General features: G+C 48.0%; 21 protein-coding genes and 1 tRNA gene. 14 read left to right on the forward strand and 8 right to left on the reverse strand.

The annotated features are described in order from the left end of the window. Positions 1-12: 12 nt before the first annotated feature. Together J7K40_12100 and J7K40_12105 are read right to left on the reverse strand one after the other, a co-directional pair. The gene (locus J7K40_12100; GenBank protein MCD6163139.1) at positions 13-711 is read right to left on the reverse strand and encodes a hypothetical protein; all 699 of its coding nucleotides are present in this window, start codon (positions 709-711) and stop codon (positions 13-15) included. A 2-nt stretch (positions 712-713) separates the two neighbouring features. Further along, positions 714-1,505: a hypothetical protein gene (locus J7K40_12105; GenBank protein MCD6163140.1), complete on the reverse strand. Its 792-nt coding sequence runs from the start codon at positions 1,503-1,505 to the stop codon at positions 714-716. Positions 1,506-1,986: 481 nt separating this feature from the next. On the opposite strand from J7K40_12105, the gene J7K40_12110 reads away from it, so the two are divergent. From J7K40_12110 to J7K40_12175, 14 genes are all read left to right on the forward strand, one after another. After that, a complete protein-coding gene (locus tag J7K40_12110) occupies positions 1,987-2,736 on the forward strand; it encodes a hypothetical protein (protein MCD6163141.1) in 750 nt (249 codons plus the stop codon). Positions 2,737-2,738: 2 nt separating this feature from the next. After that, positions 2,739-2,921, forward strand: a complete 183-nt coding sequence (locus J7K40_12115; protein ID MCD6163142.1) for a hypothetical protein — start codon at positions 2,739-2,741, stop codon at positions 2,919-2,921. 1 nt (position 2,922) lies between these two features. Further along, on the forward strand, positions 2,923-3,504 hold the full coding sequence (locus tag J7K40_12120; protein ID MCD6163143.1) for a hypothetical protein: 582 nt from the start codon (positions 2,923-2,925) through the stop codon (positions 3,502-3,504). A 140-nt stretch (positions 3,505-3,644) separates the two neighbouring features. After that, positions 3,645-4,403 (forward strand): DNA cytosine methyltransferase, encoded by a 759-nt coding sequence (locus J7K40_12125; protein MCD6163144.1) that lies wholly within the window; start codon positions 3,645-3,647, stop codon positions 4,401-4,403. Then, positions 4,363-4,644, forward strand: coding sequence for a hypothetical protein (locus tag J7K40_12130; protein ID MCD6163145.1), 282 nt, complete (start codon positions 4,363-4,365; stop codon positions 4,642-4,644). The genes J7K40_12125 and J7K40_12130 overlap by 41 nt, the downstream gene beginning before the upstream one ends. Positions 4,645-4,666: 22 nt before the next feature. Then, the gene (locus tag J7K40_12135; GenBank protein ID MCD6163146.1) at positions 4,667-4,939 is read left to right on the forward strand and encodes a hypothetical protein; all 273 of its coding nucleotides are present in this window, start codon (positions 4,667-4,669) and stop codon (positions 4,937-4,939) included. 18 nt (positions 4,940-4,957) lie between these two features. Further along, a complete protein-coding gene (locus tag J7K40_12140; GenBank protein MCD6163147.1) occupies positions 4,958-5,281 on the forward strand; it encodes a hypothetical protein in 324 nt (107 codons plus the stop codon). A gap of 112 nt (positions 5,282-5,393) precedes the next feature. Beyond that, positions 5,394-5,918: a hypothetical protein gene (locus J7K40_12145; protein ID MCD6163148.1), complete on the forward strand. Its 525-nt coding sequence runs from the start codon at positions 5,394-5,396 to the stop codon at positions 5,916-5,918. Positions 5,919-6,079: 161 nt separating this feature from the next. Continuing rightward, complete coding sequence (locus J7K40_12150; GenBank protein MCD6163149.1) at positions 6,080-7,102, forward strand: hypothetical protein; 1,023 nt, start codon at positions 6,080-6,082, stop codon at positions 7,100-7,102. A gap of 77 nt (positions 7,103-7,179) precedes the next feature. Then, positions 7,180-7,431 (forward strand): hypothetical protein, encoded by a 252-nt coding sequence (locus tag J7K40_12155; protein MCD6163150.1) that lies wholly within the window; start codon positions 7,180-7,182, stop codon positions 7,429-7,431. Between the two features lie 7 nt (positions 7,432-7,438). Next, positions 7,439-7,612, forward strand: a complete 174-nt coding sequence (locus J7K40_12160; protein MCD6163151.1) for a hypothetical protein — start codon at positions 7,439-7,441, stop codon at positions 7,610-7,612. Between the two features lie 839 nt (positions 7,613-8,451). Then, positions 8,452-8,976 carry a hypothetical protein gene (locus J7K40_12165; protein ID MCD6163152.1) on the forward strand — a complete coding sequence of 175 codons (525 nt, stop codon included), beginning with the start codon at positions 8,452-8,454 and terminating at the stop codon, positions 8,974-8,976. Positions 8,977-9,273: 297 nt separating this feature from the next. Beyond that, a tRNA-Met gene (locus J7K40_12170) sits at positions 9,274-9,348 on the forward strand. A gap of 101 nt (positions 9,349-9,449) precedes the next feature. After that, positions 9,450-9,803, forward strand: a complete 354-nt coding sequence (locus J7K40_12175; protein ID MCD6163153.1) for a hypothetical protein — start codon at positions 9,450-9,452, stop codon at positions 9,801-9,803. A gap of 202 nt (positions 9,804-10,005) precedes the next feature. On the opposite strand, the gene J7K40_12180 is transcribed toward J7K40_12175, so the two are convergent. The 6 genes from J7K40_12180 to J7K40_12205 all read right to left on the reverse strand — a co-directional run bounded on the left by J7K40_12180 (position 10,006) and on the right by J7K40_12205 (position 13,115). Continuing rightward, positions 10,006-10,989: an ATP-binding protein gene (locus tag J7K40_12180; protein ID MCD6163154.1), complete on the reverse strand. Its 984-nt coding sequence runs from the start codon at positions 10,987-10,989 to the stop codon at positions 10,006-10,008. 186 nt (positions 10,990-11,175) lie between these two features. After that, the gene (locus J7K40_12185; protein ID MCD6163155.1) at positions 11,176-11,373 is read right to left on the reverse strand and encodes a hypothetical protein; all 198 of its coding nucleotides are present in this window, start codon (positions 11,371-11,373) and stop codon (positions 11,176-11,178) included. Then, entirely contained in the window at positions 11,374-12,042 is a 669-nt protein-coding gene (locus J7K40_12190; protein ID MCD6163156.1) for an AAA family ATPase, read from the reverse strand. Then, positions 12,005-12,445: a hypothetical protein gene (locus J7K40_12195; GenBank protein ID MCD6163157.1), complete on the reverse strand. Its 441-nt coding sequence runs from the start codon at positions 12,443-12,445 to the stop codon at positions 12,005-12,007. The genes J7K40_12190 and J7K40_12195 overlap by 38 nt, the downstream gene beginning before the upstream one ends. Before the next feature lie 5 nt (positions 12,446-12,450). Further along, positions 12,451-12,645, reverse strand: coding sequence for a hypothetical protein (locus tag J7K40_12200; protein ID MCD6163158.1), 195 nt, complete (start codon positions 12,643-12,645; stop codon positions 12,451-12,453). An 89-nt stretch (positions 12,646-12,734) separates the two neighbouring features. Further along, on the reverse strand, positions 12,735-13,115 hold the full coding sequence (locus tag J7K40_12205; protein ID MCD6163159.1) for a hypothetical protein: 381 nt from the start codon (positions 13,113-13,115) through the stop codon (positions 12,735-12,737). Positions 13,116-13,204: the final 89 nt, after the last annotated feature.

The raw sequence follows: 13,204 nt of genomic DNA on the forward strand, positions 1-13,204 counted from the left end.
AAACCGGCATCTTCAGCACCAGTGGACAATTACATCGAAAATCAATTTGAGGTAATCAATTTCGTCCATGAAATTGGTCATCTCTTTCTCTTTGCTGAACACCTTATATTGCATTATCGTGTGTTCATCCGGTGAAGTCGCCTCTGGCAACCTGAAGACAAATTGCACCGCATATTCAGTAACCGCTCTACGTGCTGATTCATACGGTGCGACCCGTTGTCTCATCTCCCATCTCATTATGCTGTCAGGACGTGGTGCGTATCCCAAGATCACTTTTCGCCCGCCAACGATCCCGCCAATAAAATTAACAGCTCTGTTATCGATAAAGACATTCATTATATCTCCAACAGACGGCGCTGCGCTCCCATACGGATGTGTGTGGAACGTCCCGATGTTTCTCCCCTGTTCTTCTTTGAGGCAGTTTTCTTCTTTGATCTGGACACCGGAACCGGTTGTTCCCTTGGCGCAATCCGTCAGTTTGTGCCCTCGTGGTCCGAGATCGCATATCGTGCAACCGTACTCGGCGAACCACTTATCGCCTTCTTCGAGTTGGATCAATTTCATCCGCATCTCTTCTTGGCTCGACATAACGATCGAAATGGCATGGCTCTCAATGTCACGGGTGTATCGCCCGCAATGCTGATCAACTGCCTCACACATCGGCTCTTTTAGGTCTGCCAGAACATGAAGTAACAGGTCTTTGGGTTGCATACCTAGCACCACCGTACTAAAACATCGAAAACTGTACTGAGTTCACGTAGCTGTTCATCAAAACCTATGCGTTGGTCTTCATCGCTGAATATCATCAGCTCGTCTTCTTCGGATTCGATTTCGTACCCATCCCAAAAATCATCTGGTATGATCCCCAATTTGAGGTCTTCCCTGAACTCCGTGCGCGTTTCTTCATCGTAATAGTCCGGTGGAAAAACGCTGTCGAAATCTTCCAGAAGCTCCGATGCCATTGGTCCGGGATTCTCGCGCCAGAATCGGATGACCCCCATCGGCTCTGCATCCGGGAAATTCGGTATCGGCACCCGATCCCGGAATACACACATCGCTTCGAGATGGTCGTATTTCATCTCACTTGTGGGTCTCGGTATGTAGCAGACAATCACTCTTCGCCCGCCGACCAGTCCGCCAACGAAATCGTAGCTGGTCTTCCAATTGAAGCTGCACTTGATGTCCGGGTGACTCGGGAGCGGCAGACCAATCGGATGAGTGTGGAATGTCCCGACGCGCTTGCCTCCCGCGTTGACGCATTCGAGAAAATCAATGTTGCAGCCAGCAGCTGTATGCCCGGTTTCGCAATCGGTTAACTGGAACTTCCCTGGTCCCGTCCGGCAGATCGTGCATCCGTGCTCGGCGAGATATGCTTCAGCCTCGAACATATCCAGCATGCGGTCCTGTGATTCATCATAATTCATATCCGGTGTGATGAGTACATCGCGTAGCTTTGAGATCGGGTGGCAGTGCTTGTCGATCCGCCTGCACATCGTCTCTTCCATAGAATTGAGAATGTGTTCGGCGATCTCTAATCTCGGCTGCATGACTCTGTATCTGGCAGTCCACACATAAAGACTTTTGTGTGACTGAATATGCTTTTTATAAAAACGTGTGTGGTAGAAATGTTTACATCGAAATCGATTTGTTGACGGTGGAAGAGATGTTGGCACGAGATGAATAATTACTTCATTTTTTGTGTCGGCGAAACATTTATATACTCTCGGTGATGATGATGATGACGGTGATTTGTTATGATCACGAAACCAAGAATCAACGCACAGGAGATATTGTCATGACCGTGAGTTTCAGTGCGCATATTAGCAATGATGCGCGAGAGAAACTGAAAGCGTATCAGGATGTATACGAATTTAAGAATGCATCTGATGCACTTGAACATCTGATCAAACACACGAAGGTACCTGAGCCGAAGAAGAGACCAACGGAACCTGATCCGAATCAATCCATACTGCCGGGGTGTGAACCATGAAGCTCGATTTCTCTCTCCCGGCGCGCCAGCTCAACGCCGTGTTGAAGGCACTGTGGGCGGTCGGAAATGAATGCGTGTTGCAGGTCAGTGATCGCGGCATCAAAATTCGCATGATCGATCCGTCTAACGCAGCGATGGTCGTCGTTGACATGGCTCCTGCAACGTTTATCAGTTTCGACGGCGAAGAGGGCGACATCGGAATCGATATAAGAGAAGTTATGGAAAAGACGGTCACGTTTGATGCGGACACCGTCCTGAAGGCATCCTTCGATGAATATAACAAGCGTCTTGTTGTTGAAGGTGAGGGCGCCAGGTACGGAATAAAAACGATCGCGCTATCATCGGTACGAAAAGTTCCGGATATCCCGGATCTTGACCTTCCGCTCGAAGTTGAGATTGATGCAAACAGGTTTCGGCAGATGACAAAGCGAGCGGGACTCGTTTCGGATCATATCACGATCGGTCACAACGCAGAAGAGGAGTTCTTCGTCAGTTCCGAAAGCGATATGAACAATTTCCGACAAGGCACGATAGATCATCCTATTACGATCATCTACAAGTCTGATATAGCCACGCTATACTCGCTCGATATGCTTGAGCCGATGGCGAAGATTATAAGCGACACTGTGAATATTCGCATTGGGCGCGATCTGCCGATTATTATGAGTTTCGTCCTCGAAAACGTCGATGTTACGTACCTACTGGCACCGAGAATCGAGAAAGCGAGCGGCGAGCCGGATATGTAATCATGAACGTAGAAACATTTATCGAGCATCTCAAAGAAGCCATCGAATCGCTCGAAAACGAAGCCTCATTTGATGGACCATACACGGATGTAATCACGCATGTCTCGGACGGTGTCTATTACGTCCCGTTCGAGGATGGATCAACAATCAGGTTGTCTGTCGAAGTGCTGGAGCGAGGCGGTTGAGGTGGACCAGATAGGGACGGTAAGTCATGGCGAAGTACATAAGATACCCGCTGACCTTATCGGTGACGCAGCGAGACATGCAGCGATCCTGATCCACGACAGTCATGCACAGAAATTCACGCCCCTGTTCGGAGGGGGCTTTGAGCCACATTGTGTCGGAAAAATCGGGGAATATTTATTCTGGAACGAGGTTAAAAATTCTGGCATTCATATCACAAGTACCCCGATCAGGGAGAGCTACACCAAACTGTCCGCGAACGACGACTTCATGCTCGTTGTGGACGACAAAGATGTTCAGGTCGAAGTGAAGACAGCAAACGTCTTCAAACCGCTTGATGAACTGCCAATGGGTTTTAAGTTCATGCTTAATGCTGCACAGCGTCCGTTCAAGTTTGATTGGGTCGTTTCCATCTTCGTAAACCTCTCCGACCTTACCTATCGGATCATGGGCTGCGTAGAACGTGATAGCATCGCGGAGTATCCGATAGCTGGTAGTTACGGCGTCCGGCACTACGAGATCCCGCCCGAGTCCCTGTTGTCGATACGTTGCATCTGGGAGGGCTGCGCGTGGAACTCGAACTGAAAAAGTGGAGTGCATAACATGCCAATCATTTTCGGTAAACTAGCGGTCTGTGATGTCTGCTGCGAAGTGTACTGGCTCGCTGACTGGGATCCGGATTGGGATAAAATCGGCTGTGTCGCCTGCACGGAGGAAATAACACGATGAAGGTTATTGACTTGTTCTGTGGCGCAGGCGGTTTCAGCGAAGGGTTCCGACAAGCTGGCTTCGAGATAATTCTTGGAGTCGATAATTGGGGTGATGCTATCGAAACATACGCCCACAATCAAAAGTGTGATGTACTGGAATCTGATATTAAAGATGTCACATATTTACCGGATTGTGATATTATAATTGGTAGTCCACCATGCCAGAATTTTAGCAGCCTCAATACTAAAAAGAATCCATGTGATGGCTTGAAATTGATTCATGAGTTTGAAAGAATCGTTGAACTCAATAGACCAAAGTATTGGGTATGGGAGAACGTGGAACCCGTCAAGAGATTTTATCCACATGCATCAATCTTAAATTCTTGGGATTTTGGATTGGCACAGAGGCGAAAGCGCGCATTTATAACAAGTTTTCCATTTTTTATAATGGGTCATCTTGAAGGAAAATGGACGCCGCCTTATGGATATGATGGACATCTTGCAAGTAATAAAGGAAAAGCAGGATGGGCTCATAAATGTCGATCTGGGACTGTCAGAACTAAACCGATTCGTAATCTCGAAACAAATGAGTTTTTAATGATGGATGAGGTAAAAGAACTGATGGGATTCCCAATTGATTACGAATTTTTCGGAACTGTAACAAGTCAACGAAAACAAATAGGTAATGCAGTGTGCCCGCCAGTAGCTAGAGCGATAGCAGAAGGATTAATTAATGAAATTCAATACGATTCAGATGACAGCAAAACCGCTTGACAAACGCATCGACGATATTCTTGAGGTGCTGTACGATGCTAGTGACGTGCCGTACCTACACCGCAAATATCTGACCACTCTGATCGATGGAAAAGACATCGAAAACTGGATTAACTGCGCTGTCAATGATTACATGTACCAGCGCAATGACCATACCGAGGACATTCGAGACCTCAAAGACCGGATCGGAAAGATAGAAGATGCAATCGGTGCGCTTACGAGAGCATTCAAAGACGTGTAAAACATATTAGAGGTGAAAATACATGGATCAAACAAAGGAAGAAGAATTTGAAGAAAAGCTCGAAAGCATCATGAGAGAGGATGTTGATGATCTCGCGAAAACCGCTGGCATACTTGCTTCGTGGATGTCCGATCAGAGATACACGATTGCCGAACAGCTCGTAATCCTCGAGCTCATCCGTGCAACTGTTGTGGCGAGCTATATGACAGGCGTGGTACGGGAAGAGATCAAAAAGCAGCGCGCCAAACTCCGGCAGTCCGCTGTCACAGGAATATTTTCCGGCGTGCAGAATTGATCAGGATGGTGAGGTGGCATGAAAATCACTTCTGCACCGGTAATTGAGGTCAGAACCTGTTATTACCGGTATATGTATACAGACGTGACATGGGAATGGGATGGTGAGAACAGACTGACCCAAACCATAGCCAACTGCAGATCTCCGATACCTCCCTCTCTCTTGAACGGGGATGATGTCAAGATAGATGGGATAGAGCATCATGTAGTATCCCTCAGAATGATGTTTTTTCAAGAAAAGAACGAATTTGTGATCGAGTACACCCTAAAAAAGGGGCTGTGCATTGTAAATGAATGGCTCCAGATCGGCGATTACCAACAGGTGACTTCCTCCCCGCTTTGAAGAGTGAGGCATCAAAGGTTAACTGCAAAGCCCGATTGGATGCCAGTGCAATGCGCTGGTCTCGGTTCGATTCCGTTGCGGGTTATCAGAGATCATATTGGAGTACGATAACATGATGAAATTGTTTGACGTTCCGATATTTGATACATTACCGACCCACGTGCAGCAAATATCATTTACAGTTGCACGTAGAATAATAGAACAAAACCACTATCTTGGATATGCTCCATGTGGCTGTAAATTTTGTCTTGGGGTGTTTGCCGATGCAGAATTGATGGGTGTTATGATTTTCGGACGACCTATCGCAAGATTGGAAGACCAAAACGGTACACTCGAATTAACACGAATGTTTTTATACGACAGTCCTAAAAATTCGGAATCAAGAGCATTGGGTTTAGCAGAAAAATGGATAAAAAAGAACAGGGTAGAATCGAGATTGATTGCATATTCAGATACCGCTCAAGGACATAACGGTACGATATACCGAGCTGCAAATTGGCAGGAAATAAGTCGAGTACGTGCTGGAACGTGGATTCGGAAGAATCGATTAGATCGCCGCGGTATAATCGGAGGTGATAAAATAAAATTTGAACGAAATATATCGCGTCGTGCATCCCATCGTCCATGTCATATTTGACAGGAAGTGCCAATTCAAAGACCTCCTCCCCTCCCCGAAGAGCGAGGCTTGCGTTGTCCCCTGCGCCCCCGATACTGTCCCATGCTAAAAACAAACGCGAAGCTAACGCAGTAGAAACCTTTATATACCATCAACGATGATGGTGATGATGGTGAGAACCGATGACGGCATCTAACGAGATAAGAAGAATAATGTCCGCGTTCGAGCTATATGAACATCCTGGTAAACACGATCTGTTCAGGAGAAAGCTCACAGTGGACGTCAAAGAAGGCAGCAAGATAGAACGCATTGAAGTGACGCTCTTTGCGGACTTCCGGAAGACCGACACAGGACAGTTTTGGTCTGAACCTGCCATGGCACATGAATACATCCCGCTAATTCAGGAGCTTAAGGACGCAATCAGCAAGTTGCCCGAGAACGTCGACAAAGATTTGTATGGTCAGGAACCGGGCACCAAAGTCGCGAAAACTCCCGAACAGTCTCCTGTGCCAGGGTTGCGTCATGCAGCCAGCATAACGCCCACAGGACTGGATATGGTGATTCCGACGCTTGGTATAACCATGCGAGAACTTGGATTCATCAACGACATCGACTACTATATATCCAAAGACGGCTACAAATTCACGCTTGCGAAAGAGGGTGTCACAAAGCTTGCAGCATACGCCAGCCGGCTCCCTAACCCCGTGATGATCTCTGACAATTACGAGGAGATCGAATTCGTCAGAGACTCAATCGGTCAGATAGAACGACTCCGGATCAAGGGGACGGCGTGGCTCGGACCGAAGGACAACCCGCTCCGAATGATCACAGATGAGATCGACTGGGACTGGAATTCGGCGATGACCCGTGCAATCATCAAAAACATCAAGAATGGTGAGTATCTGCGGTACCAATCCGAGCATAAACAGCATGGGTTATCGTTTAAGGACAAGAAAACGATTGAAGAGGCGTTTTCACCTGACGAGATCACGTACAATATGGACGGCACGTTGACACCAAAACCCGACGCACCGATGCATAAAATCATACCGCTGATGTCACTCATGGCAGATGTACGGGAGTTTGCTCTGCGTACATGCATCGGAAAGTTGAGGTCCAGGATGTGGTCGGAACTACTGGGTCTGCGGTCACTATCAAACAAGGAAGTGCAGATCGTGGATGCTGACGTCCCGTTGGATGGCTGATGAACATGTCGTGGGCAAATAAGTATGATGGCGGAGAAGTTGACTATCAGGTACCACGACCAGTGAGGTAATGATCGATGTATGGGAATATCCAAAGTTTCGATGTTTGCGTAAGCGATCTCCCTGACGGGTTTGTTGCGAACGACATCGTGGACGCTGTTGCTGAATTTGTCGGTGATGACGTTCTCGTGTTGTCCGTATATCCGAACCGTCTGAAACTGCGTCTTCCGCAGCAATGCGCGATGCATGTGGTGAAGATGGTGATCGAAATGCACCTTAACAAGGAAAACACTGGCGAACGACAGAGTGTCAGCGTAACAAGAATATAGGTAAAACATGAAAGTATCAGTAACAATCAACATCGGTAATTACGAGAACGTCTCTATCGAGAGCAGCGAATATCCCGATGTGGTAGAATGTATAAACGAGATCAAGGATGCAGAACGTCATTTCCGTGTCCCCGCTATTGCTGAATACATACAGAAAGTATTTGGGGGCGGGCGTCAATGAAAGAAGCGACTGCCTGCAAGAAGCCAAACGACCGTCGCGGATCGATTCAAACCGTCGTAATGCGTCCGCGACGCACAGAACGCCAACGACACCAGAGAGATCGAATATGATAATCGGTGGTACAATAAATCTCGGAGGATATGCAAATCATAAGTATCGCTCGAATGAATATGATACACCTGAAGCGTGCATCGACGATCTCCGAGTGGAATTGTTAATGATCCGGGAACCGCGCGTTGACGCATATCTGCGACGCGTGTTTGTCGGTGAGACAGAACGACAGAAATGAGGATACAACAATATGATCAGAACAACCCACATACTCTACGTGATGTTGATCGCAATACCACTATCGCTATCCGGCTGCATCGATCCGGGTATCCCGGATACCAACAACACCGGATTAACACCAATGGGCGACGATGTCGCACCTACACCGACTCCGACTCCGACCCTGCCCACATCTGGCAAGCATTACACACCGACACCTGAACCACCTGTCGAGACCAACGATACCGATGACGACCCCTCGACTTGGGATGTATGTGATCCCAGACACAATGCCTCATGGTTATATGCACATGGGTGTCTCGGTGGCGGCGGTGGCGGTGGACATCGCTACCACAGGAGTTCAGTGAATGACCCTATACCCGAACTGCCGACCGTTTTGCTGGTCATAGCAGGCATCGTCGGTTTGGCGGCATTCTACTGGAGAAAGTGAACATGTTTTCTCGCTCCATCGCGCGTAAACAGCGGTACCGTGCTTCGTTTCATGGGGATTCCATCCCGTCTCACCTTCAAATAGTGCCGCTGACGCCATGCGATGGAGCGAATTGATCATGCAAGCCAGATTTATTCGAGTCATCTACGCCAATACTCCAGTCCCCCATCCCAGCGTTAGTCGCCTCATCGCAGAGATCACAAACAAAATTGAGGCGGATGTGGAGATAGTACACTGCGTCGGTGATACGTTTATATTAAATGTAGGTGGTATCCACACTGTTGATGATATTCGACAGGTGCTCAACAAAGCGTTCCCCAACGCTATTGCGACGATGGGAAAGAAGCTGTACCCCAACACATTCGCTACGAATGTTGATGAACTTCTTCCGGTATCTGATGATAAGTCGGAATCTGAAATCATCAGAGTTCTCTATGCAAAAAGAACGTCCATCTACCCCAGTTCTATCGCTATCATGTCCGAGCTTATTGAAAAACTCGGTATCGGGGTCATAGATGCCCACATAGACCCCGGCGTCGAGATCACGTTGAAACTGGGCGGCGGCATTGACATTAATGTGATCAGGGGGATACTCCAGAGAGCATTCCCCGGTGCCATGACATTGCGCTACGGGAACCATTAACCATGCACCGAAAACATTTAATACACAGCAGAGCATATTATGAGCCTGTTGACGAGAATAGAAATATGAAAGCATCAATCCCAGTCATCGACCATTCACCAAACCACTTTTTTGAGCATACGCCAGGTGATGGTCATTTGACACCTGTGATCGGAAGACCCCCCCTTCGACAGTTCGTTCTCACCGACTGTGATGTATCACATATAAATAAGGTGGGAGATCACATTCCCCACGACCCCGTTCATGGAAAACACCTCCTAAACATTGCTTCACCGGGTCGTGGGGACATTCATTCGCAGCGAGGTAGGGTAGCCAGGGTATCCCGTCGGGCTCATAACTCGAAGATCGATGGTTCAAATCCATCCCCCGCTATACACAAAAAAATGTGTTAACTGCTCCACCCCCGGCAGGTTTGTCTGCTGGTGGCGTGGGCAAACTACCAAAAACTACCGAATTGGCAGAGAATTACAATCATGACACCAGAAGAACAAGAAAACATAAAACGCCTTGTAGCAATGCCGTTCCGGACTTTCCTCGAACGTTGCATTGAGTGGAAAGAAGAGACTGGAACAGACTTCGCTGGAGTAGACCCCACAAACTGCCCGGTCCACCAGTATGCAATGCAGAAGGGGAGGTGTCTCGGAGTGACCGGAGCCACAGAGTTATGTCCGGTGTGTGACAGCCCGATGTGCCCGATGTGTGGTTCGCATTGCGTGGAACAGCTCTCCCGTGTCACCGGATACCTATCAACAGTATCCAATTGGGGAGCCGCGAAACAACAGGAGTTCAAAGATCGTCAACGCCACAAGATACCCGGGATGGGATAACTACCAATTGTTACTAAATTAGCATCGGATAAAAAAAATGCTGCCAGTGATACTTCACTGGCTTTTTTCGGTGTTCTGCTTCTCTTCAATGAACTTTGCGACTAGCTCATTAGCTACTTCACGTGGTTCTAATCCCATGCGGATTATTTCGTCGTAGTATGGCTTCGATAAATTTATTGATGGTATATTATTCACCTCCTTTTTAGTTTTCGTGGGTGATCTGCTCAAGCATCTTCATTTTTCCGCCGTTGAGGTCCGGGTGGCGTACTTTGATGGCTCGCAGCATATCCTCTGGCAGTGCATTCCTGTGGTACATCTTCGCAATTGTCGTCGCTATCCTGATGTTGCTTTCCTCTTCCCGGATACTGCCCTCCGAATCAGTCAGGTCGAGGTAGAGTTCCATGATCTTCATCCACTTATCGCGCACCGGTTCGCTAATTTCAGGCTCGTATCCCTTGATCCATGCCAGATAGCTCCTCATGCTGATGCCGTCGTATCCTTCTTTCTCTTTGAACCAATATTTGATCCTCGACCGCATGATCTTCTTCTTGAACTCCATTTCTGGCTTATGCACTTCGATCTTGAAATCAAAACGATCCATTAGCTCTCTGGACAGCTTCTTCGTGTCATTCGCACACGCAATGCATCTGACTCGTGCATCAATGACCGTGTGCGTCTTTCCCACATCGATGTGGATTCGACCTTCTTCCAGTGCTTCGAGTAAGCCCTGCAAGCTCTTCTGATCGAATTTTTCGAGTTCATCCAGACAGATGACCCCGCCGTTTGCCTGCGGCAGCGCACCCAGCGTAACTTCGTTACCGGATGCATCCGCCGTAAGTCCGACCTGTGAACTCCGCATGGACGCACCTATCGCACCCAGCTTAAAGACCACCCAATCTGTGATTAGGGTCTTTGCCGTCCCTGGGTCGCCATATAGTAAAAGATGCAACCGCCCCCTGTCGCCAAACTTGTCGCCGTGTGACGCGAGGCACAGCATTGTCGCTCTCTTCTCGTTTTCCATCCCGACGACCTTCGGGTTCAGGCGTGCCGCCCAGTAGTCCAGCATGTCCTCATTTGTGACCAGTTCGATAAATCGCGCTTCTTGCTCATCATCAAACATATCCATCGACAGCGAATCGTCCCAATCGAGTGTCTCGTTGTGATCAGTCATGTCTTCACCTGCCATCTTTTATCCATGAGCATCTTCGTGTAGCACCTCATCCTTCCATCGATCTGGGAGCGGTTTGTCTTCTGCACCGGGGTAGTGGCTGTGAAACCATTTCGTGCATTGGCACACCGGGTATCCCCAGCCCCTATCGACCAGTGGCTTCCCGTAAAATTCGCATTCGGGATCATTGCAGTATTTGACCATTCAATCGACCTCCGACATCTCCAGGTACTTCTCCCAGTACTCTGGAAACGCTTTTTTGATCCGCTCGGCGTTGTCCGCATCGGCATGTATGAGGGCTTCACCCATGTGTTGCACAAACCCGCCGCCGTGTTTGATCATCATCTTTGCGACGTGTTTTCCTTCATCAAACTCTTCGTAGCCACAATTCGTTACGCCCATTCAAACCGCCTCCGTATCCATGTTCCTGACCGATTCCAGTAGGGCTGCAACATCGCTAGATCCGCTGTGTGCGTACCTCTGGAGTTCGTTTATCGCCATTCGCATATCGCCGCCGCATTTCCTTGCTATCTCCTCTATCTCACCGTTCAGGTTGAGGTTCTCTTTGTCTGCAATGTATTCGAGTCGCTCTTGAATCGCCGCTATAGGGACAGGCTTGAACTCGAAGACCACGCACCGCGACCGGATGGCTTTGATGAACATATCGTCATTTGCCGAGAGTATGTATCGCATCGCCTTCCGGTTTTCCAGTGGTTTACGTAGCATGTTTTGTGCTGCCGGTGTCAGACCATCACTCTCATCGAGGAAAATCACTTTGACCGATGAGAAAAGTGGTTGGTGCTTTGAAGACTTGATCACATCACGTATCGTTTCAACGCCTCTGTCATTCGATGCATTAAATTCGATGAAGTTCATTGAAAAGAATTCTTTAAGGAGTGCTTCACCGATCAGGTATGCTACCGTCGTCTTCCCGGTTCCGGGTTCTCCAATCATTCTGATGTTCGGTATATCACCATCATGATCCAGCATTCCCCGGATCGTCTTCACGATCTCATCTTGTCCGACGACTTCATCAAATGTCTGCGGTCTGTACTTTTCCGTCCAGTTCATGAGTTTTCACCGCCTTATGATCTTTTTCTACCGTGTCGTCCGGCTTTACGTACCCGAATTGCCTTACGAGTTCATCAAACATACTCGTATCGAGGACGGTTTTGTGCATCCGTGAGCAGGATTCGATTGGATGATTCAGGTAGTCCTCTATCACCACTGCCGTCCCCATGATGTCGATCGTGATGGTTCGCTTCATATTCAAAGCATCCCTCGTCGCCACTGCATGTTCCTCTGTCTCCGTTTCCTCGTGTATCAGGTGGCATTCGTATTCGTCTTCGTCCACGCGGGTATCATGCTCCTGTGCATATTCCGCTGCTTTCATGAACGCTTCCGTTTCGTTCGCTGCTGTGACCTCTACGGAGTGGTCTTCTTTCCATGTTACTTCGTAGTTATTCATTTCCATGATTCTTACTCCTCTATAACTTCAACCGTGTGGTCATAGCTCTCTTCGTCTATCCATTCCTCTGACTGATAGTCTATTTCTGATATTGCAGCCAGTCGCTGTTCTTCGGTGAATTCTCCGTCGAAGTCGTCGTCTACTTCCATGTCGATGTATGTGACCATTCTTTTAGTCCATCCGACTCTTGCTCTGATTGTTTTCATGTTTTCTCACCTCTGATTTGGTTCTTTACCTCTATCGGGACGCACCCGACAGAGTTTATAAAGAATTGAGGCGGGGTTTAGCCGCCTCATTATTCAATTCTTTTTTGCCTGCCGAGCTCGATTTGCAGATTTATTATCGATTCATCTTCCTTGCGTATTGCCTTTGCGAATTCCATTAAGCAATTGTGCAATTCATCCCGACGCTTGATGAGTGTTTCCAGTTTTGCCTCACCGCCACATATAGGGCATTCACCCTGATTTCCGTACAGTGTGTCCACCCTACGCAATATAGGGTTATCAACCACGACACGCGGGCAGGGGTGGTGTTCCGTCTCATCGACCATATCGATTGCCTGTTTGGTCACCTGCAATAATGCTTCGAGTCTGTCACTGACCTTTCTCATAGATTCCTTGCGGCGAAAGTGCCACGATATATCGAGTTTAAGTTTTTCGATTTCGTGTTCGTTCATGTTTTCTCACCTCTGATTTGGTTCTTTACCTCTATCGGGACACACCCGATAGAGTTTATAAAGAATTGAGGCGGGGTTTAGCCGCCTCA

This window comes from Candidatus Zixiibacteriota bacterium (assembly GCA_021159005.1).
In the GTDB taxonomy this organism is placed as follows: domain Bacteria; phylum Zixibacteria; class MSB-5A5; order UBA10806; family 4484-95; genus JAGGSN01.